Source organism: Bifidobacterium sp. LH_491 (assembly GCF_056356495.1).
Window position 1 is genome coordinate 1975542 of sequence record NZ_JBKEUI010000001.1, and the last position, 21917, is coordinate 1997458.

Sequence of the window (21917 nt, forward strand, 5' to 3'; positions counted from 1 at the left end):
AGACATGCTGACTTGTTTTTTTGTGGTTAAGCGTTATACTTATCAAAGGTAAAACGTTAAATCCGCGAAGATGGGGGACTGAGAAGTCTCATGCGAAACGTAGAGGTTCGAGGCAACGCGCTCACTGCCGAGATTTATGAAGTTGTGCGCGCCACTGCTGATTTTCCGTATTACGACAGGGCTGATGTAGACGTTGCGCTACGTGGAGGGCTGTATTCTGCAGTGGCGTATGTTGATGGTCATGTTGCTGGTATCGGCAGAGTCGTCGGTGATGGACGGATCGCCTTCTTCATCAAGGATTTGGTCGTTATGCCACAGTTTCAGAAGACCGGCATTGGGGCAATGCTTCTTGAACATTTACTGCGGTATGTTCGCGAGCATTGCTGCCGGCATGCGTATGTGGGCTTGATGTCGACTTCCGGAGCTGAAGGTTTTTATCGGAAACATGGATTCATTCAACGACCTGACGGTGCGTTAGGCAGCGGCATGGTGTTGTTCGTGGATCCCGAACGATCGGCGGCTTAACGGCCCACTTTCGTCGACGTTTATCACCGCGGCGCGGCGGTATGCGTAGATTACAGCGAAGTTATATACGAATAAGGAGACGATTATGAGGACTATTCCTCTGATTATCGATACTGATCCAGGAATTGATGATGCCGTGGCCATTGCTTTGGCATTGTATTCTCCGGAATTCGATGTGAAGCTTATTACTACGGTGGCAGGCAATGTAGGTATCGAACATACTACTAACAACGCGTTGCGGTTGCTGACGTACTTTGGCAAGCGTGTACCGGTAGCCCGTGGCGCTGCGGAGCCGTTGATGCGTCAGTTGGATGATGCCAGCGACATTCACGGTGCATCTGGTATGGAAGGTTTCGATTTCCCGGATCCTGATATGTCGTTGCTTATGGACAAAGGTGCTGTTGAGGCAATGCGTGATGTGTTGATGTCCTCGCCTGAACCTGTCACCATTATGCCGATTGGCCCTCTGACGAATATTGCATTGCTGCTTAAGGTCTATCCCGAGGTTCGTGAGCATATAGCACGTATTGTGCTCATGGGTGGATCCGTTACACGCGGTAACAAGGGGGTTATGGCGGAGTTCAATATCTTCGTTGATCCTGAAGCAGCGAAGATTGTGCTTGCTTCTGGATTGGACATTACCATGGCGACGCTTGACGCCGGCTTGGGTACGGCGATTCCTCCGGAGGAGACCGCACGTTTGGCCGATATGGGCAAGGTGGGCCGCATGGCGCATGATCTGTTCCAGCGCTACCGTAAGCGTAGCTTTGGCGCCGGGCTGAAGATGTATGACGCGTGCGCGGTGGCATGTATGTGCGCTCCGGAATTATTCACCATGCAGGAAACGTTCGTGGACGTGGAGGTCGCCGGGGAATTGACGGCTGGCTGCACTGTCGCCGACCTTAAGGGGTACCTGCATAAAGAACCTAATGCGACGGTTACTACTGGTGTGGACGCGGATAAATTCTGCGCATGGTTCATGGAACGCATGGCGTTGTGTGAGTAAAGGCGAGAATAAACAACAAAGAAAGGTAAGATTATGGAAGCCGTAGTCATGTATGTGGCTGCCATATTGGCTGTTGCCGTTGTGGTATTCATGCTGATTAAGAAAATGGATATTAAGATTTCCCTGTTTCTTATCGGCATTGTGCTGATGTATGTTGCGTTGTGCATGGGGAAGTCGATTGCTTTCTCCGATTTTGAATCGAGCGGAGTCGCTTGGCTCGATCCGTTCAAGGTAGTGGGCGATCAGTTTATTGATACCTTGACTTCCGCCGGTTTCATCATCCTGATTTTGGGTGGCTACACCGCATATATGTCGAAAATCGGTGCCAATGAAGTAACTGTGAGTGTACTTGCCCGTCCGATCGCACATATCAAGTCTGCGTATATTCTTGTCCCGATTACATTCTTGTTGGGCAACTTGCTATCTTTGGTGATTCCGAGTGCTTCGAACCTGTCGATCATTTTGTTGGCGACGTTGTTCCCCGTATTGCGTCAGGCTGGTATGAGTACTTTGAGCGCGGCCGCCGTCATCGCTACTTCTGCTACGATCATGCCGACCCCGCTGGGATCGGATAATGTCGCCATTGCTGCCGAATTGGCTAAGACTCCTCAGTTCGCTGGCCTTACGGCAAGTGATTATGTGTTCCGTTATCATGTGTTGATCTCTATTCCGACGTTGATTGTGATGGCCATTGCTCACTATGTATGGCAGCGTTTTATGGATAAGCGTGCCGATGCGCAGATGCTTGACGAAGAAGCCGAAATTGCCGAAGTGAAGGCGATCGAAGGCGGCAAGCTGTTCCGCTTTGTTTATGCTTTGCTGCCTTTGCTGCCTATTGTGATGCTGTTGGTGGTGTTTGCGGTGAACGGTATCGCCGGTACGAAGATCAACATTAGTGTGGAGTTGGCTTCTATCCTGTCCTTGGTGATTGCGATTATTTGCCAGTTGATTCGTACGCGCAACGGTCGTGAAACGCTGGATGGCACTGAAGCATTCTTCAAGGGAATGGGCGGCGCCATGCCTATCGTAGCGTTGCTGGTTGCGGCTTCCGTGTTTGTCGTTGGTCTGAAATCCATTGGTTTGATTGATTCTCTGCAGGACGCAATGACCGGTATGCAGGGATCTGGTATGGGCTTCGTACTGCCGTTGATTCTGGTTGCGCTGACCGCGCTCATCGTGTTGCTGTCTGGGTCGGGTACCGCGCTGTTCTTCGCAATTGTGCCGCTTATGGTGCCGCTGGCAGCTGCCGCTGGAATCAATGTTTTGGCTATCTCCCTGCCGATGGGCCTCGCCGGCAACCTGCTGCGTGCCGTGTCGCCGGTGTCTGCAGTGGTGATGATCGTCGCTGGTTCTGTGAAGAAGAATCCGTTCGAGATTGTTCGTCGCACCAGCGTGCCGATGATTGTCGGCGTTGTAGTGATGTTCGTGCTGTCCATGGGTGTCTTCCTGCCGATGGGTGCATGAGTGGCGTCCTTGGTCGTTGACTGAAGGATAATCGTCGGTTTCTTGCCGACGGAGACAGGTGTCGCCCGTCAGGAAGGTCATGGGTTCCTGACGGGCGCATTTTATGAGTTTTCATGAATGGGGAGTGTAGTATGAGCGATTCATCGCTACTGCAGCATATGGATTTTTCGCGTGGAACGGTTGCGGTGTTCGGATCTCTGAATGCTGACTATACGGTGACTACGGATCGTCTTCCGTCACCGGGAGAAACAATTAACGGCGGCCCGTTGGTGATATTGCCTGGAGGCAAGTCGTCGAACCAAGCGGCGGCTGCGGCACGTCTGGGTGCCCATGTACGGGTGTTCGGAGCTGTGGGCGATGATGCGAATGCGGATTTTCTGGATGGTCGTTTGCGGGATGCCGGTGTGGACACGTCGGCGTTGGCTCGAGTCGAGGGCGCGAGCGGAACCACGGTTATTACAGTTGATGCACAGGGCGAGAACACTATTGTGTATTCACCCGGTGCCAATGAAAAAGTTGATATCGACTATGTTGAATCAGTGCAGGACACGTTGTATGAGGCCAGTGTGTTGGGATTATGCCTGGAAAGTCCGTTGGAAGTCGTGACGCATGTTGCGCAAAAGGCTCACGAGCGTGGGATGACCGTGGTGGTCAATAACTCGCCGTTTATGCCGCAACTGCCAGAAGCATTGGTGAAAAATTGCGATTTGTTGCTGCTGAATGAGCATGAGCTTATGTTGATGCTTGATGGGCAGGAATCCTCGTGCGCGGATGTGAAATGGGATGATGTCGCCGAGCGCATACGGCAACGTGGTTTTCGTCGGGTTATTGTGACGCTTGGCGGTGATGGGTCAGTGGTGTTGGATGACGGCGAGGTTTTCCGCGTTCAACCTGTGCGTGTGAAGACAGTGGATACCACCGGTTGCGGGGATGCGTTCATGGGTACTGTGTTGGCTGGATTGGCCAGTGGCAACACGTTGTTGGACAGCGCCAAGGCCGCGTCGTATGTAGCGGCGTATGCGGCATCTGGCTGGGGTGCGCAGTCGTCTTACGGTACCTTGTCGCAGGTCCTTGCTGCATTTGTGGGTGATTGTTAGTTGCTGTCTATATCGGTGACATATGTGTGGCCGTTGGAGAGGCTATTTGACTCTCCGACGGTTTTTTTATATGCAATATTGCTTGGGCGCCATATGAGACGGCGTGTGCGGTCGGTGATGCCCCGTGATACACTGTCCGCATCGTGGCGATGATCCGTTATCACCGGGGAGCCTTCGGAAGAACGGCTGTGGCGGCGTTACGCGGCGCAGCTTAGTAGAACCGACGGGGTCGGCCCGACATAGCCGAACACAAGCGGTTGCGCTGGCAGTCCTTAGGGGCGTGGGCGTGGCAAGCGAGGTGGTACCGCGGTACCGGTCGTATCCGATCGGCGTCGTCCTCGTGGGTAGGAACCAATGACGATACTCACACGAGGAGTGCAGCGGTGAGCGAAACTACGGAAACCAAGCATGTGTATCCCAAGGTGTCGGTTGATGGCGGCAATGCCGCGGTGACGCCGAACCCGCATTTCCCCCAGTTGGAAGAGGCGGTGTTGCGCTATTGGGATGAGCAGAAGACGTTTGCCAAGTCGGTGGAACGCCGTCCTTCGGGCGACCACAGTCAGAATGAGTTCGTGTTTTTCGACGGTCCGCCGTTTGCGAACGGTTTGCCGCATTACGGCCATTTGCTGACAGGCTACGCCAAGGATGTGGTTCCGCGCTATCAGACGATGAAAGGACGCAAGGTTAACCGTGTGTTTGGTTGGGATACCCACGGTTTGCCCGCGGAATTGGAAGCGCAGAAGGGGTTGGGCATCGATTCGGTCGAGCAGATCGAGGAGTTGGGCATCGACAAGTTCAACGATGCCTGCCGCGCGTCGGTGCTCAAGTACACCAACGAATGGGAGGCCTACGTCCACCGCCAGGCCCGTTGGGTGGATTTCGAGCATGGCTACAAGACGCTCGACATTCCGTATATGGAATCGGTGATGTGGGCGTTCAAGCAGCTGTACGACAAGGGTTTGGCATACCAGGGGTATCGCGTGCTGCCGTACTGTCCGAAGGATCAGACGCCGTTGAGCGCACACGAGTTGCGTATGGATGCCGACGTGTATCAGGATCGTCAGGACAACACAGTGTCCGTGGCGGTGAAGCTGCGCGATGAGGAAGACGCCTACGCGGTGTTCTGGACGACGACGCCGTGGACGGTTCCGACGAACTTCGCCATCGTGGTCGGCGCGGATATCGATTATGTGGAGGTGCGTCCCACCGAAGGCAAGTTCGCGGGCAAGAAGTTCTATATCGCGCAGGCGTTGCTTGGTTCGTATGCCAAGGAGCTGGGCGAGAACTACGAAGTGGTGCGTGAGCTCAAGGGCGCACAGATGGAAGGCTGGAGCTATTATCCGGTGTTCCCGTATTTCGCGAATGAGAATGCGTTGGCTGAGGGCGGCACACCGGGAGCGAACGCCTATCATATCTTCACCGCCGATTACGTGGATACGGTGGAAGGTACCGGTTTGGTGCATCAGGCACCGTACGGCGAAGACGATATGAACACGTTGAACGCCAAAGGTATCCGCAGTGTCGACGTGCTGGATGCCGGCTGCCATTTCACGTCGCTGTGCCCGGATTACGAGGGGATGTTCGTATTCGAGGCGAACAAGCCGATTTTGCGTAATCTGCGTGCCGGCGATGGTCCGTTGGCGCAGATTCCTGCCGAACACCGTGCGTTGTTGTTCCAGGAGAAGAGCTATGTGCACTCCTACCCGCACTGCTGGCGTTGCGCCACGCCGCTGATCTACAAGCCGGTCAGCTCGTGGTTCGTGTCCGTGACGAAGATCAAGGATCGTTTGCTGGAATTGAATCAGCAGATCAATTGGATTCCGGACAATGTGAAGGATGGCCAGTTCGGCAAGTGGCTGGAGAATGCTCGCGACTGGTCGATTTCGCGCAATCGTTTCTGGGGTTCGCCGATTCCTGTGTGGGTGAGCGACGATCCGAAGTATCCTCGCGTCGACGTGTACGGGTCGTTGGAGGAGCTGAAGGCTGATTTCGGTGATTATCCGCGCGACCATGAGGGCAATGTGAACATGCATCGTCCGTATATCGACGAATTGACGCGCCCGAATCCGGACGATCCGACGGGCAAGAGCCGCATGCGTCGCATTAGCGATGTGATGGATTGCTGGTTCGAGTCCGGTTCGATGTCGTTCGCGCAATACCATTATCCGTTTGAGAACAAGGAAGCGTTCGAGCAGCATTTCCCCTGCGATTATATTGTCGAGTACATTGGCCAGACCCGTGGCTGGTTCTATGTGCTGCACATTATGGCAACGGCGTTGTTCGACAAGCCGGCGTTCAAGAACGTGATCTGCCATGGCATCGTGTTGGGTTCCGACGGGCAGAAGATGTCGAAGCATCTGCGCAACTATCCCGATGTCAATGGTGTGTTCAATGAGTTTGGTTCCGACGCCATGCGTTGGTTCCTGATGAGTTCGCCGATTTTGCGCGGCGGTAATCTGATCGTCACGTCGGAGGGTATTCGCGACACGGTGCGTCAGATTATGCTGCCGGTGTGGAGCTCGTATTATTTCTTCACGCTGTATGCCAATGCAGCCAACCATGGTGCTGGTTTTGACGCGCGGATGTTGCGGGCCGATGAGGTGGCGGCGTTGCCGGAGCTGGACCGGTATTTGCTGGCGCGTACGCGCAAGCTGGTGGAGCGTGTGCAGCGGTCGTTGGATGAGTTCCTGATTTCCGAAGCCTGCGAAGCGGTGTCTGATTTCATTGACGTGCTCACCAATTGGTATATCCGCAATTCGCGTGACCGTTTCTGGAATGAGGATCCGCAGGCCTTCAATACGCTGTACACCGTGTTGGAGACCCTGATGCGGGTGATGGCGCCGCTGGCTCCCATGGAGGCCGAAGCGGTGTGGCGTGGTCTGACCGGCGGCGAATCGGTGCATTTGGCGGATTGGCCGTATCTGGTGGATGACGAAACCGGCGAGCCGACCGAGTTGGGCGCGGTGTTGGTTGCCGATGAGGCGCTGGTCGCCACGATGGAAAAGGTGCGCGAAGTGGTGTCGAGCACGCTGTCGCTGCGTAAGGCGGAGCAGATTCGCGTGCGTCAGCCGTTGGGCGCCATGACCGTGGTGGTGGAAGATCCGGCTGCGGTGTCGGCGTATGACGACACGTTGCGTGCCGAGCTGAATGTGAAGCGCGTGGTGTTCTGCACGTTGGATGAGGCTGCCGATTATGGCCTGCGCATTGTCAACGAGCTGAAGGTGAACGCGCGCGCCGCCGGTCCGCGACTGGGCAAGCAGGTGCAGTTTGCGATCAAGGCGTCGAAGTGCGGCGACTGGCATGTGGATGCGGCCAGTGGTGCGCCCGTAGTGGTGACGCCGAATGGTGAAATCGCGTTGGAAGACGGCGAATACGAGCTGATCAACCGCGTGGAGGAAGCCGACGCCGATGCGCAGACGAGCATGGTGTCGACGGCGCTGCCTACGGGTGGCTTCGTCATCCTTGACACCACGCTGACCGAGGATCTGCTGGCCGAAGGCTATGCACGTGACGTGGTGCGTGCGGTGCAGGATGCGCGTAAGGAAGCGGGATTGGATATTGCCGATCGTATTACGCTGTCGCTGGTCGTGCCGCAAGCCGATGTGGCGAAGGTCGAGCAATTCACCGATTTGATCGCGCATGAAACGTTGGCGCTGTCCGTGTCGGTGGATGCCGGCGATGCTTTGGCGGTGGAGGTCGCCAAAGCGTAGCCGTATCCCACACCTTCGGGGGATGGGCCGTGAGTGCCGACGTTGTACTCGCTGGTGACCGGTAATCTCACGTCACCAGTGGTCCGATGTCATCGGTATTTCGTCACAGGGCGGAAGCGAATCTATCGCTTCCGCCCTTATGCATATCTAGGTACTGGTTGGATTCGACACGCCGATAGATTGATGTTGCTTATTTTTATACACCGTGTGGAAAAAGCTTTATCTTTGGGTTTTTGCAAGGTTTTTAGATTGAAATTCACTTGCAAAACTTCAATAGACTATAGTTAGTGTTTTTTGTGGTAAGCGCATAATACAAAGATAGGGGCTTCCTGGCCGAAGCCCCCACGTAAAGGAAGGAGGATATAGTCTTGCGCGCGAGCATGAGAATATCGCCCATCCGATGAATAAGTATAGCCGCTTGTGGCGATAACGCCACGAGTTGTGTTTTTCATTGTGGGCTATATTCTATTTATTTTGCCATGGCTATGGCAAAATTCCCGCCCTCGGGCGGGCTTCGCTGAAAGCGGTTGTGGGCGTGTCTGAAAAGGAGCTCGCCCACAATACGCTTCCCTGTATCAATCCCGGCAAAGCAACGTTGTTTTGCCTCTATTCGTGTAATGAAAGGATAACCATGAATAACAAACTTACCCTCGACGATTTGAACGAAGCTGCTAAGATCGGTGGTCCGAGCAGTCTGCGTGTCCGTATTGAATTGGAACCTGCTGGTGGCGAAGGGGCGGTTGTTGCTCCTGCAAGGTACACCTCCGGCCGATCCGCAACATATGTGTATGAAACTCGCTATTTTGACGGTGAAAATTCCGCGCGGCGCACAGTGCTGATTGATTCTCGTACCTCGTTTGCCAATCGTATGGAATCGGTAGTGACGCAGGCGATTCGCTCTGGAGAAGGTGTTCTGGGAACCATGCCGCACATGGTCGTGCGATACGATCTCGGTAATGGTCTGATGGGTGAATATTTTGACACCGAATTGCCGCATCGTGCGTTTGACGGTCATCTTCGTGTCGGCTTCCGTGATGGTGCTCCGGCATCCAAGGATCAGCAGTACGTTGATGCAAGAAATTCTACGTTGGGCAACTTGCTCCCTTTGTTCGAGCTGTCCCCGGAAACGGTAATGTTTGGTGGCTGGGATTCCACCCGAAGCGCTAATCAGCTGCGCATACCGTCCGTGTGCACGGGTGAGGTTGTTGGTGTGTTGGCCGACCAGAGCGACGAGGATAGCGCCATTCATCGTTCCGGAGCGCGTATTGACCCCGTTGGAGCTCGAGTAGAGGTCGCGGACAAGAAAGATCGTGAGGCGATCGTCGATGCCAGTATTGATTTAAGCGAAAATACGGGGAAGAAGTTCCTTGAGGACAAAAGCGGAAAAGGGTCCACCATTGGATTGGGTTCTGTGCCGCCGAACGCAGGCCGTGACGCGTTGGATGGTATTGCCGTCAGTCGCGTGGTCTCGATGCGTGTGCTGAGCTTCGCGACATTGCGGTCTTTCCATTTCGGCAAGGGCAAAGAGGGGGACGAGGCAATTCGTGTGCTCATTGCGGCTGTATTGCTGCGGGCTATGGCGGGTTACGATGAGAATCCGGTAATCCGTGCCAACTGTTTCCTTGCGGAAAAAGCAGCTCCTGAGGTCACATTGGATAAGCGCTTTGGTATCAAGGAAACATTGGCGCCGCTGACTGTTGAGGATATGGAAGAGCTTTTGCGGCAAGCCTATGCGCAAGCCCATGAGCGCGCTGGAATTGTGTGGGCGGGGCAGGAGTTTGTCGTAGACGGCAATATGGCGGTATTGCGCAATAGTGGTGCCGAAGACGCGGAAGCGGAGTAGCCATGGCGTTGTGCATTAAAGCTATTTTTTTGCTCGGGCGGTATCAAGGGGGCAGTGCCGATGGCACGCCAGAACGATACCCTTCTCCGGACCGGTTGTATAAAGCGCTGGTGTCGGCGGCATACAAGGTGCATGGCTTTGTCGGCGGCATACAAGATCGTATGCTTGATGATGCGGCCATCCATGAGGCGTTGTCATGGCTGGAGGGTAATCCGCCGACGGCTATCTATCTTCCTGCGTCCTGCCGCCCAACTTGTGATGCGGTGGCATACCGGGACAAAGGCTATGTGTCTGATAAGAAAAATCCTGCATTGCGGACCGTGCTTCCGGCGCGAGCGACTAGTTCGGTGTCTTACCGCCAATCGGGTGACGGAGACGTGCTGGCCTGGCAATGGGAACAGGAGCCGAAAGCCGCTGTATGCGATACCTTACGTGCGTTGTGTCATGAGATTCCGTATCTCGGTGAGTCGACGGCGCCGGTGCAAATTGGCGTGGAGTCAACTCAGGACTACCCCATTGATGGATCGTTGACGCTCCGCAATGATTTACCCATGAGGGATGTAGTCAGGGCCGTTACCTTTGCCGTGCCAGAAGTGGGACGATTGGAAGAACTTAATCACTCCTACGACAAAGTGTATTGCAGCCGCAAAAAAACCATTGGTGAGCGAGAAGCAGAACAAAACCTTGCTGACAGTTTGCCGGCGAGGAGCACCGAAGGGTCGGCTTTCTATATGCCTGCCAAACGCATGGAGTCATCGTTGTCAGCTCCATGGTCAATGGCGATATTCATTCCTGCACGTGTTGACCGGAACGAAAGCGGCGGCGAAGGATGGCGGGTGTCTGAATCGCAGTCAGTTGCTTGGGCGGTGGCTATGCACCGTTTTCTTGTGCGGGCCTGGAGCGTGAGCGTAACGCCTATGTTGACTGGGCGATATCAGTGTCGTCCCATTGAGCGTCCTGCCAACAATGTTGCCATACATGTCGTCAGTGACGATTGGGAGGGGCAAACTCTTGGCAAGCTGCGCGATGATATCGCGGCGAGAGCTCCGGGCTTTCTGCTCATGCTGCCTTGCGACATGCCGAAAACCGATGTGGAACAGCTTTATGCGCTGTGCGGGCGTAGCCAGGAGCGCTACGTATATTGCCATGGAAGTATTCCGCGAGTGCAGCTTGGCGAGCCGTACATGATCGACGCCACGCAGTTATGGAAGTCCGTACCAGAGGGATGTCAGAGATACTGGGCTCCTCGGCCGTTGGCCATGGCTGAGACTCGAGCAATGCCGGGGAGGCGCGGTCAACGCCGATGGGGTGCTCGGGAAGCTGCCGCACTGGCGGTGGCGCATGTCTGGCGTTCGTGGACGTTGGGACAACGCGTATCGCAGATCTCTGCTGGAGAACAGCGATATTGGGACATGGTAGATACCGTACTTGATGAAGAATCGCCATTTCGTTTGTACGGATGGCGGCCTGTGTACCGCAATGATTTGAGGCACTATGTGCATAAAACCGATGCAGGTAATGTGCTTCGAGCGATGGACGGGTTGATTGCTATCGGTGGAGATCATCATGAATTAGACAACGCTGCTATGGCAATTGGGCAGGCCAGACATCTCGGTGGTGGACTTCTTGTGCCGATTGATTTGCCGGAATCGTTGATTCGGCATGATGATCCCTTCGGGAAAGGTACTCCGTTATGGATGTAGTGAATAAGGTTGAATTGTATTTGCGTAACCACTATCGAGCATTCGTTGCGGCATCTCATGACGATGGCTCCGGGCAGTTGCGTCAGCCGTATCAATGGCAGGAGCGATTGATGCTTTACGTGGCGCGTACGGGACGGTGGCCAGAGCAAATTTCTGCGCCAACGGGTGCGGGAAAAACTTGCGTCATCGATATCCACGTATTCCTCAATGCTATGGCAGGATTGGCTGCACATGATGACGGCAGTGAGGATCTGCCGGCGGCGGAGCTTGCAGACTGGAAGCTTGCCGAGGTACCTCGCCGTATGGCATTGACCGTGAATCGTCGTTCATTGACGGATGATCAATATGATGAGGTGCTTACAGTCCAACGTCATGTGCTATCCGATGATGATGAATGCATGAGAATGGTTCGTCGTGGACTTTTGCTCCGTTCAGGCGGTCTTCTTCCACGGGATGATACTGAGTGGCGAGAAGGGGGCAACCAGGCGCTGCGTACTTTTATCACCGCGGAATTACGCGGTGGACTTGGTATGACGGCTTCGGCCCGTGAATGGCGGTATTACCCACAGACTTGTGCGATTCTATGCGCGACTCCAGATATGTTTGGCAGCAGGTTGTTATTCCGGGGTTACGGTACCACACGTGCGATGCGTTCTCTGGAAGCAGGATTGCTGGCGTACGATACGGTACTTATTGCCGATGAAGCGCATTTGAGCCAGCAGTTGTTGCGTACGGCACGTCAAATTGACCGCATCGAAGCGCGTGCGCAGCATCGTCTGCCAACAGTACGTCCGTTGATGGTCGTGGAAATGACCGCAACGCCAAGCACGTCGGACAATCAGAATTGTGTCGGTGTGGAAAAGGCGGACATCGAAGTTGATGCGTCGTTGGCGCGACGGCTGTGCACTGTGAAGCCGCTGACGGTAAACTGTGATGCTAGCGACGCGAAGCAGCAGGTGTCAGCCATTGTTGAGCAGTGCTGGCGATTGTTGGAACACTATGACAAAGCTTGTGCCGCAGGATCTTTGGAAGGTGCGGTGTTGGGGTGTGTGCTTAACACGGTAAACAACGCGAATAATGTAGTGGCACAGCTTCGCAAGCTGACTTTGCGCGCCAAGAAGCCGTATGTCATTCATTCGCTGGTGGGGCCGATACGTCCGTACGATAAAGCTAAAACGTTGCAGGCGATACGTGATGCGTCGGGGTCGTCGGCCCCCGGTGTCCATTGCGTTGTGGGAACGCAGACCTTGGAGGTCGGCGTTGACTTGGATTTCCAAGATCTGGTCACGCAATTGGCTCCGGGAACTGCGTTGGTGCAGCGATGCGGGCGAGTTAACCGACGAGGTCTTCGCCAGCAGGGCAATGTGTATGCTTATGGTTTGGATGCTTCTGGTATGAGCGATAAGCAGTTTGCCAAGGAGTCGTTGCCCTACGATGCGGAAGATTTGCAAAGAACGCTTTCGTGGGTGCAAACGTTGCCGCGATGCGGTGGGGATGCTCATGATGTGTGTGCTTGGTCGGTCGTCGAAACTTTGCGCCAGGGCAATGCGATTCCTGCAGAGAAACCGCAGCGTATGCTTTTTCAACGTTTGGAGTGGGGGGGGGGATGTTGAACATCTAGTGCACACAGACGAAGATTGGTTCGCAGATATTCGCGAGGACGGGCTTCTGCAAGGACAGGCTGATTTGGGATTGTGGTTGCGTGACGATTTGCGTCATGATGATGGCACAAACGTTGGCATTGTGGTCAGGGATTTACCTTGGGATGACAATACTGCGTGTGCTGTTTTGGAATCCGCCGTGCCAGTGTCAGATGAGGTGGTTCCCATTCGGTATTGGGGACAAATTGTCGACGGCCGCAACAGTATCCGACAGTTCGTCGATGATGTTGATTCTCCGCAGCATGGCGATGGTGCTATTGCTTTTGGGCAGCATCGTGTTTTTCGGTACCGGCCTTCACTGGATGCAGGAGACCGTGTGGCGTGTTGGCGTGCGGGGTCGGATTTATCGGTCCAGTCTGGAGACATACTGATTGTCGATGCAGACGCTGCTTTGTTTACTGAGGCGGGAAGTTTCGATCCAAGTGCCTATGGTGACGTGAAGCGTTGCCACGAACATCAGCTGCATGATATTTTCAATCACTGTCAAGATGAGATGCGGGTGTGCAATTCGCATGCCATACAGCATTCGCAATCATTCGTGGACTCATTGGTCGATGCGGTGGCATCGGTACGTGGTTTCGATGATACTTCGTCTACTTCACAAACGCATGATCGCTTTTTTGAGCAAGTACAGGAGATTGCGAGAGCCATTTGGCAAGAATGTGGTGATGTCAGCGAAGGTCCGGCAGCCGTTCTGGTGGACGGTGTGTTTGATGATTCACTAGCGTCGGATGCCGGCGTGGATGACAATACGGTGAAGTGGGTTGTGCTTCGCTCTGACGATTCGTTGACCGGTTCGGAGGAATCTCAGGACATGCTCCGTGACCGGCAGTCGAAGACATTGCTGCTGGGAGGTATGTTCGGTGACGGTTCGATGACTGCCGGTCATGAGTGTGATGCTAACGGACAGGGGCATCAGGATCATGTGGCTGATCGTGCGTGGCGCATTGGAGTGACGTGCGGCATGTCTGAGCCGATTGTACAGGCTTTGCATACTGCTGGGTTATGGCATGATGCGGGCAAATGTGACGAACGTTTCCAGACGATGTTGCGTTATGGTCGTGCGCGTCGTCCGCAGGAAGCCTATTTTGCCAAGAGTAGGTTTATTGCAGTTGATTGGGAGCGTCGGTTCCGCGCCGAGCATCAATTACGTGGTTGGCGGCATGAACAGCGTTCCGTCATTGCGTTTGCGCAGTACTTGGAGAATCATGGCGATATACCCGATGGAATCGATCCGCAGCTGGTGAAGCGTCTGATTGGTACATCCCATGGGCATGGGCGATCGGCATATCGTCATGGAGCACAGTTCGTCGTGCCGCAAGGCGAGGGCGATGCGCTTATTGGCGTACAGGGAATGGAAGCGGCAAGGCGTTTGTTTGAGGTGGGCGAATGGGAGACATTGATGGATCGCACTAATGAACAATACGGTTTGTGGGGTGCATCATATCTCGAAGCATTATTACGTGCCGCGGATATCACTTGTTCGAAGGAGGGAAAGTGATGGTGGTGAAGCTCTCCGTGGATTTATGCGATGCGTTTTCTCACATGATGGTTGTCGGTTTGGCTTCCATTCTGGAAGACCAGGCTGAGCGGACTTGTACATTGCAGTGGCGAGGTTTTCGAGAGGTCGAACTATCTACAAGTGATGGTTTGGATGTTCATGCAATGGCAGAACAGGTCAGCAATCATGTGAACAGATGGAAGTCATCGTTGTGGCTGTGTTCGGAAGGCGACTATACGCAAAAGGGTGATGGCAGAAGCATTCATGCAACAATGTCCCCACGATTGAGTGCACTTGGTGAACCGGACGGATGGAGGCTTTTGCAGGTTAACCGTGAGCAAGCGCTCGATGCCTGTGAGACTGTTGGCGATTGTCGATATTTTGGTGCTCTGGGGCAGCCGGCATATTGGTCGATCTCCAATGGTTCCATTGCGGCCGACGGTGGAGCTAGTCGCTGGGAAATGGTGACTCGTAACCGTGGGCAAGAGTTTATCGGAGGTCGTCTGCTTCCGCTCGCACGAGAATTAGCCGAATGGCCGGTGGAGCATATCGAACAAGGATTGTTAGGAGCGGCAGTTCGCGACAATATAGGAGGTGACAAACCAACAAGCCGCACCGCGACAGGGCTGCATGGTCCGCAAGCCACAGATAACGCGCGTGCATGGTGTGCGTTGATGGGCGTCAGTGCGTTTCCTACGGTGGTTTCCAATGGCGCGCAACGTGATCCTAGCGCTGCACTTATGCAGTTGCGTGGCGGAATACGCTATGCGGTGTTACCGGTTTTTGAGGGAGAGTGGACGCTGTCGAGATACCGTGCGGTGTTGCGTAGCAAAGCGCTCGCACAGTATGGCATTGCTCAAGCGCATAACGTATTGGCTGACGGTGCATCATCGCCGTTGTCAGTGGATATCGGGGGCGGTTGGCTGCAGGATAAAGGTGTGGTGGCATGCGTGTTGTTCAACCAGTACATGTCCGACAATACTTCGGCCCCGGAACGTTGGCTTGACCGTGGCCATATTTGTTCATTGGTGTAAGCAGGTGCGGGATGAATGACGAGGAATGCCTGCCGATTAGTCTTGTTGTCAATTATCTTTTTTGTCCGCGTCGTGCGTGGCTTGAGATAATGGACGAAAAAGTGGAGTCAGAGGTTATCTCGCGAGGAACCTATGACCACCGTGCGGTGGATCAGCGTGAACGCAATATCGACGATGGTTTTCAGTCGGTTGACGTTCGTCATGAAGCATGGGGGATTGTCGGCAGACTGGATGCTGTATCCATGGGCGCAGAGGGCGTGGTGATTCGTGAGTATAAGTCCACACCGATACGTCGGTCAATGGAGGTGACGCCTGCAATGCGTGTGCAACTCGCACTGCAGGCGGCATGCCTCGAAGATATGGGGTATCGTGTTGCCGCTACAGAGATTTTTTTCACTACGCATCATCGTCGTGTTGATGTGCACTTGGAAGAGGCGGATTACGAACAGGCTTGGCAGGCCGTATGTAACGTGCGGGAACTATGTGCGGGGAATAAAACTCCCGAGCCTTTGGAAGACGATGAACGATGTTTTCGTTGTTCTCATGCCGGGATATGTCTCCCCGAGGAGCGGCGGCTCGCATCTATCTCCCGTAAAATTACGGTGTCCGTTCCCGACCATCAGGTGACTCATCTGACGACACCTGGAGCCAAGGCGTTTAGCAGAGGTGGTCGTATGGTCGTGTATAAGGAGGGGGTGGAGCTTGCGTCTATACCGTTAGATGCCATCCAAGGATTGGAACTTGATGGCAATACTGACGTATCGAGCGGGCTGATTCGCGAACTGCTGTGGAGGAATATTCCCATAGTATGGTGTAGCGGAAGCGGGCGCTTGTATGGTTGGGCAACCTCTTCATACGGGCCCAATGGTCCTACTCGTGTGGAACAGCATGTGGCGTCGCATGAGGGGCGATTGGGATTGGCAAGAGCATTTGTCTGTGCGAAAATACACAATCAAAGTGTCTTATTGCGTCGGTCGGACCGAAACAATCTCGTCCTTGACAATATGCGACGCATCGAGCGACAAGTGTCGAATGCTAATACGTGGTCAGATGTCATTGGTGTAGAAGGCGAGGCTGCTGCATTGTACTTTTCCCAATTCGCCACGCTGATTAAACCTGATAAGAGAGAAGCATGGCCCTGGACCTGTCGAATGCGTCGTCCTGCTCCAGATGCTTTGAATGCATTGTTGGATTTCACCTATGCTCTGCTACTCGCTGACTGCGTGCGGGCGTTGATATCCTGTGGACTTGATCCGCATGCTGGTTTTCTGCACAGCAGCAAGCGCAACAAGCCGGCACTGGCATTGGGCCTCATGGAAGAGTTCCGAGCGCCAATTGCTGACTCAATTGTACAAACGGTGGTCAATAACGGACAAGTTCATCCAGAAGGATTTATCGAATGTATGCATACCATGCGAATGCGTGACGATACCAGAAAGACAGTGGTGCAAGCGTATGAGCGCCGTATGGAAACGCTCATCACTCATCCACTATTTGGCTATCAAGCATCATGGCGACGTATTGTTGAGATACAAGCACGATTAATCCTCGGATATCTCGACGGAACGCAACAGCGGTACAAAGGAATTAGGGTCAGATAGGCGAATGTTATGGCGGGGAACACACGAGGATATATAGTCGCTTATGATATTGAAGACGACCGGCAGCGCAGTCATGTCGCAAAACTCTTGCAGCGCTATGGCATGAGACTGCAATATAGCGTTTTTTTGCTGGAAATCCGTCCATCACGTCTTCTCGAATTACGGCAGAAGCTCATTGCTCTTATTGACGGCGCGCAAGATTCTATAGTCATATGTGGTATAGCGTATCGTGCACAAATCCAGGATGGTCTAACCTTTATCGGCAATCGAGGATACACGTCAGTTGCCATCCCCAGCGTCATCTGATTAATGCTGAAGCTAAGGTGCGAAAATCCACAGGGTGCTTGACAACTAAAAAGAGCATATGCGAGCACTGTATCGACGGACAATATCATGGGCGTCGCTCGCAGTCCGAAAAAGCTTATATAAAGCCATATTTAAGTAGTATGGATCTGCTGTCAGCGCGAAGCTTGGTGGTGACAGCGGGTGGCGCTCGCAGTATGTTCTGTGGGCCGAGCGTTTGAGACGTGATAGCATATGGCTATCTCTAGGGCTTCGGCCCTAGAGCTTCGTTGAGGGTGGTGACACGCAAACGCGGTAGGCAATCATCGCATAAATCTCTAGGGCTTCGGCCCTAGAGCTTCGTTGAGGGTTGGACGAGGCATGGGTCGCGTTGGATGGTTCGGCTGGCATCTCTAGGGCTTCGGCCCTAGAGCTTCGTTGAGGGACGCGAGTTACCGCCGCTGACGAGGTGACCATCCAGATCTCTAGGGCTTCGGCCCTAGAGCTTCGTTGAGGGCTGACCGCACCGCTGGTCTTCCGTATAATCGATAATCTCTAGGGCTTCGGCCCTAGAGCTTCGTTGAGGGCCAGCAGACCGGTACGCGGGGCGGTATGAGCGCGACATCTCTAGGGCTTCGGCCCTAGAGCTTCGTTGAAGGCGACAACAACAGCTACGCCGTGCTGAAAAAGACGGAGATCTCTAGGGCTTCGGCTCTAGGGTTTCATTGAGGGAGACGGCGGCGATACGGCACTACTGCCCGTCATGCAAATCTCTAGGGCTTCATTGAGGGTGGACGTTCCAGTTCGCGGCCCTGGAAGGAAAGAAAATCTCTAGAGCTTTATTGAGGGTAGCATGCTGTGATTTCGATGCTGGTGTGCCCCAACATCTCTGGGGCTTTATGAGAGTGCATGGGTGGCGCAAAGGCTGTGAAGGTCAAATTCTCTAGGATTTCATTGAGTCCTATTGTCCATACGGGCTACGCTTGTTGTAAGTATCTAGGCATTAGATTTTAAAGTCTTGCTGTGAAGTCATTTCGCAGTGGCACTAACTATGTCGTCAAGCCTACATCCCATGACCGTCTCCAATTCAACGTCTTCCACGTCTGCAAAGCGGTGTAGCAAAGCCAACGTGTCACCGTATTTCATTCACCTCTCAAAGTCTTGTATGCCCCCTGCCTTACAGTGAGAGGGCTTAAATTCTAAGCAAATGCCGCCGGGGAAACTGCAATTTACACGGCGGCATTTTTTACGTATTCGGTAGGGCTCACGCCCCAGTAGACGACTCATCATCGTCTAAAAGTTTACGCAAGTTCGACACACGCAAAGCATCGCCAAGACGTATAGCTAGGCGCAAAGATATATTTTCCGTCGCTCTCCCGCCACTCTCTAATCTTGAGATAGAGCGCTCGGGAATGCCAGTCTTTTCAGCCAGCTGTGCCTGTGTCATTCCGCGTTTAATTCTCAAGTCTCGTAAACTCATGTCCCTAACCTTTCCACGGTTAGGGCAATTCTAACCGCCGCTGCCATGCGTCGTCGTATCTCTGCCGGTAATGTTTGGTTTGGCTTCGGTTTGGCCGCAGATCGATCTTGGTTCGACCTCGGATCGCTATGGGGAATGGAGGCGGTGCGGGGCGCCGCGAAGTGCCAAGCCATCACCCATTCGAGCGTATTCATGCCATTGTGCGCGTATAGGTGTCCGCCTGGGCGGCCCGCCTCTTACGATGGTGTGCATGATTGTTGTGGGTTCGGTCGCGCATGTGGATGCCGGTAAGACAACGCTGTCTGAGGCGTTGCTGTATCAGTTGGGTGCGATTCGCAAGATGGGGCGCGTGGACCATGGTGATGCGTTCCTGGATTCGGATGCGATGGAACGTCAACGTGGTATCACTATCTTTGCCGAACCTGCCGTGGTGCATGATGAGCGGCTGTCGGCCACGTTTGTTGATACTCCTGGACACGTGGATTTCGCGGCGGAAACGGAGCGCGTGCTGCGCGTTTTGGACTATGCGATTTTGGTGGTGAGCGCGGCTGACGGTATTCAGGGTCATACGGAGACGCTGTGGCGTCTGTTGCAGCGCTACAACGTACCTACCGTGGTGTTTGTCAATAAAACCGATATGCCTGGGGTTAACGTTGAAGCGGTGTTTGCGCAGATGCGATCGCGTTGGGGCGATTGTTGCGTGGATGCTTCCGCAGCCTTGCCGTTGTGTGAGCAGGAGGATGTTGCTCTGGCCGATGAGTCGGCGATGGAAGAGCTGCTTGCCGATGGTGTGATTGCCCCTGCAACGCTGCGGCGTATGGTGGCTCAACGCAGTATTGTGCCATGTTTCTTTGGTTCGGCATTGCGTATGGATGGTGTGGATGCTTTTATTGATGGGTTTTCAGCGTTGGTGGAAGAACCTGTTCGTGGCGAGGATTTTGCCGCTCGCGTGTATAAGGTTTCTCATGACGTTCAAGGAAACCGTTTGACGTGGTTCAAGGTCACGGGTGGTGTGTGTCGTGCTAAGTCGGTGGTTGCTGGCGTGGATGCGTCCGGTAGGGCTTGGTCGGAGAAAATCGATCAGATTCGGGTGTATTCCGGTTCGCGTTTCACTACCGTCGATGAGGTTGCCGCCGGTTCGATATGTGCGGTGACGGGGTTGTCGTCAACGTTTCCGGGGGAGGGATTGGGCGCCGCGTGCGATGATGAGCCGCCTGTGCTGCAACCGGTGTTGACGTACACGGTATTGTCTTCTTCGGTGGATGTGCATCGTTGTCTTGTCGCGTTGCGTGAGCTGGAGGACGAGGATCCGCTGCTGCATGTGGTGTGGCAGGAGTGCTTGCAGGAGATCCATGTTCAGCTGATGGGCGCGGTGCAGTTGGAAGTTGTGCAGCAGATGATGCTGGATCGTTTTGGCATAACGCTGGAATTTGGTCCCGGCGGCATTCTGTATAAGGAGACGGTGTCGCACGTGGTTGAGGGGGTTGGCCATTTCGAGCCCTTGCGCCATTATGCTGAGGCTCATGTGGCGATTGAGCCGTTGCCGCGCGGCTCCGGCGTGCGCGTCGAGTCTTCGTGCAGCGAGGATGTGCTGGATCGCAATTGGCAGCGGCTGATTATGTCGCATTTGCGTGAGCGTGAGCATCGTGGTGTGCTTACTGGTTTTCCACTGACGGATGTGCGCCTGCGGTTGCTGACGGGCCGCGCTCATGTAAAGCACACTGAGGGCGGTGATTTTCGTGAGGCGACGTATCGTGCTGTCCGCCAGGGGCTGATGGTGGCTCGCGAGCGTGGCTGGTGTGTGTTGTTGGAGCCTTGGTATCGTTTCCGCGCGGAGGTTCCGGCGGCGTTTGTGGGGCGTGTCATGGCTGATGTTCAGCGCATGGAGGGCGTGTGTGATGCTCCGCAGGTTGGTGAGGATTGGGCGGTGCTTTCGGGTGGCGCTCCGGTTTCGTCCATGCGTGATTACGCGCTGGAGGTGCATACTTTCACGCATGGTCGTGGCCGGATAGCGTGCGTGTTCGATGGCTATCGGCCTTGTCATGATGCGGATGTTGTGGTTGAGCGCACGGATTATATTCCGGAAGCTGATGTGGAGCATACGCCTGATTCGGTGTTTTGCGCGCATGGCGCAGGCTATCCCGTGAAATGGTATAAGGTTGCGGATTTTATGCATGTGGATGCGGTGTTATCCGATGATTGTTGATTGCAGATGATGGTTGATTGCAAGGTGTGACGTTATGAGGTGATTCCTGCGTACTCTTGTGATGTCGTATCTGTTGATGATGCGGTTGTGACGTTGTAAAGCTTTGCGCTTGTCCTCTCCGTATCGGTTGGTTGGAACATTACTGGTGGTGTTCGCTTGTCGCTGTCTCCTCTGGTGCGTTTCTTATCCGCTTTATCCCTTCACTTTGCCCTTGCCGGATTGTTTTCCCTTGCCCCGTGTGTCTTCTGCTTGCTGTTTTTCCTTAATCGTTACCCTTGGGTTGTTCTTTGGTGTTTTGCCGCTCTTTCTTGGTTTTGTTGTTTGGCGGTTTCCTTTTCGAATGCTTGTCTGCGTATTGGCTGGTTTGTGGTCTTCGCTTTCTTCTTTTTCTCGGGTTTGGCTTTTTGGAGTTGTCTCTGTTTTGCTGACTCCTTGTTCTCTTGTTTGCTCTTTTCCAGGTGAGGCTTTCTTGATTCCGTTTGTTCCGCGATTTCGTTGTTGTTGGTTGTTGACGGCGCGCGGTGGTGGTGTTGGTTTTTGGTGGTGTGGGTGGTTGGGTGTGGTGGGTTTGTTGTCGTTTTGGGTGGTTGTGTTGGTTGGTTGGGTGGTGTTGTTGTGTTTTCGACACGCCGTGTTTGGGTTGGTTTTCCGGGGGTTTGGGGTGTTTTTTGGTGGGTGGGGTTGCGTTGGGCGTTCGGGTGGTGTAGGTTGTTTTCTTGCTGCCCGGCGCTGGCCGCTTGTTCCTGCGGGGTTTCCGGTGTGGTGGTGGTTTGAGAACTCAAGAGCGTGTTTGTACTACTTCTT

The 21917-nt window shown here is 54.1% G+C and carries 15 protein-coding genes and 1 CRISPR repeat array; of the genes, 13 read left to right on the forward strand and 2 right to left on the reverse strand.

Annotated elements, in window-relative coordinates; all coding sequences use genetic code 11:
• The first annotated feature begins 90 nt into the window (after nucleotides 1–90).
• The 12 genes from AC1AWK_RS07475 to cas2 all read left to right on the forward strand — a co-directional run bounded on the left by AC1AWK_RS07475 (nucleotide 91) and on the right by cas2 (nucleotide 17451).
• The gene (locus AC1AWK_RS07475; protein ID WP_476569445.1) at nucleotides 91–525 is read left to right on the forward strand and encodes a GNAT family N-acetyltransferase; all 435 of its coding nucleotides are present in this window, start codon (nucleotides 91–93) and stop codon (nucleotides 523–525) included.
• Nucleotides 526–610: 85 nt separating this feature from the next.
• Complete coding sequence (gene rihC, locus AC1AWK_RS07480) at nucleotides 611–1531, forward strand: ribonucleoside hydrolase RihC (RefSeq protein WP_476569447.1); 921 nt, start codon at nucleotides 611–613, stop codon at nucleotides 1529–1531.
• A 33-nt stretch (nucleotides 1532–1564) separates the two neighbouring features.
• On the forward strand, nucleotides 1565–2995 hold the full coding sequence (dcuC, locus tag AC1AWK_RS07485; RefSeq protein WP_476569449.1) for a C4-dicarboxylate transporter DcuC: 1431 nt from the start codon (nucleotides 1565–1567) through the stop codon (nucleotides 2993–2995).
• Nucleotides 2996–3126: 131 nt separating this feature from the next.
• Nucleotides 3127–4092, forward strand: a complete 966-nt coding sequence (locus AC1AWK_RS07490; protein WP_476569451.1) for a ribokinase — start codon at nucleotides 3127–3129, stop codon at nucleotides 4090–4092.
• Nucleotides 4093–4475: 383 nt separating this feature from the next.
• Nucleotides 4476–7802: a mupirocin-resistant isoleucine--tRNA ligase gene (gene ileS, locus AC1AWK_RS07495; RefSeq protein ID WP_476569452.1), complete on the forward strand. Its 3327-nt coding sequence runs from the start codon at nucleotides 4476–4478 to the stop codon at nucleotides 7800–7802.
• A 631-nt stretch (nucleotides 7803–8433) separates the two neighbouring features.
• The gene (cas7g, locus tag AC1AWK_RS07500) at nucleotides 8434–9645 is read left to right on the forward strand and encodes a type I-G CRISPR-associated RAMP protein Csb1/Cas7g (RefSeq protein ID WP_476569454.1); all 1212 of its coding nucleotides are present in this window, start codon (nucleotides 8434–8436) and stop codon (nucleotides 9643–9645) included.
• A 2-nt stretch (nucleotides 9646–9647) separates the two neighbouring features.
• Complete coding sequence (gene csb2 / locus AC1AWK_RS07505) at nucleotides 9648–11348, forward strand: type I-G CRISPR-associated protein Csb2 (RefSeq protein WP_476569455.1); 1701 nt, start codon at nucleotides 9648–9650, stop codon at nucleotides 11346–11348.
• Nucleotides 11339–12961 (forward strand): hypothetical protein, encoded by a 1623-nt coding sequence (locus AC1AWK_RS07510; RefSeq protein ID WP_476569457.1) that lies wholly within the window; start codon nucleotides 11339–11341, stop codon nucleotides 12959–12961. The genes csb2 and AC1AWK_RS07510 overlap by 10 nt, the downstream gene beginning before the upstream one ends.
• Before the next feature lie 7 nt (nucleotides 12962–12968).
• The gene (locus AC1AWK_RS07515) at nucleotides 12969–14510 is read left to right on the forward strand and encodes a hypothetical protein (protein WP_476569459.1); all 1542 of its coding nucleotides are present in this window, start codon (nucleotides 12969–12971) and stop codon (nucleotides 14508–14510) included.
• Complete coding sequence (locus AC1AWK_RS07520) at nucleotides 14510–15544, forward strand: hypothetical protein (RefSeq protein WP_476569460.1); 1035 nt, start codon at nucleotides 14510–14512, stop codon at nucleotides 15542–15544. Before AC1AWK_RS07515 ends, AC1AWK_RS07520 begins: the two co-directional genes overlap by 1 nt.
• Nucleotides 15545–15555: 11 nt before the next feature.
• On the forward strand, nucleotides 15556–17145 hold the full coding sequence (gene cas1 / locus AC1AWK_RS07525; protein ID WP_476569461.1) for a CRISPR-associated endonuclease Cas1: 1590 nt from the start codon (nucleotides 15556–15558) through the stop codon (nucleotides 17143–17145).
• Nucleotides 17146–17154: 9 nt separating this feature from the next.
• Entirely contained in the window at nucleotides 17155–17451 is a 297-nt protein-coding gene (gene cas2, locus AC1AWK_RS07530; RefSeq protein WP_476569463.1) for a CRISPR-associated endonuclease Cas2, read from the forward strand.
• 237 nt (nucleotides 17452–17688) lie between these two features.
• Nucleotides 17689–18159: a CRISPR direct-repeat array (repeat unit 36 nt; unit sequence ATCTCTAGGGCTTCGGCCCTAGAGCTTCGTTGAGGG).
• A gap of 532 nt (nucleotides 18160–18691) precedes the next feature.
• Here the strand turns inward: cas2 and AC1AWK_RS07535 are convergent.
• Nucleotides 18692–18907: a helix-turn-helix transcriptional regulator gene (locus tag AC1AWK_RS07535; RefSeq protein ID WP_476569464.1), complete on the reverse strand. Its 216-nt coding sequence runs from the start codon at nucleotides 18905–18907 to the stop codon at nucleotides 18692–18694.
• Between the two features lie 241 nt (nucleotides 18908–19148).
• On the opposite strand from AC1AWK_RS07535, the gene AC1AWK_RS07540 reads away from it, so the two are divergent.
• A complete protein-coding gene (locus tag AC1AWK_RS07540; protein ID WP_476569466.1) occupies nucleotides 19149–21113 on the forward strand; it encodes a GTP-binding protein in 1965 nt (654 codons plus the stop codon).
• A gap of 269 nt (nucleotides 21114–21382) precedes the next feature.
• Here the strand turns inward: AC1AWK_RS07540 and AC1AWK_RS07545 are convergent.
• Nucleotides 21383–21917: hypothetical protein (locus tag AC1AWK_RS07545; protein ID WP_476569467.1), on the reverse strand; the 535-nt coding region annotated here is incomplete at its 5' end.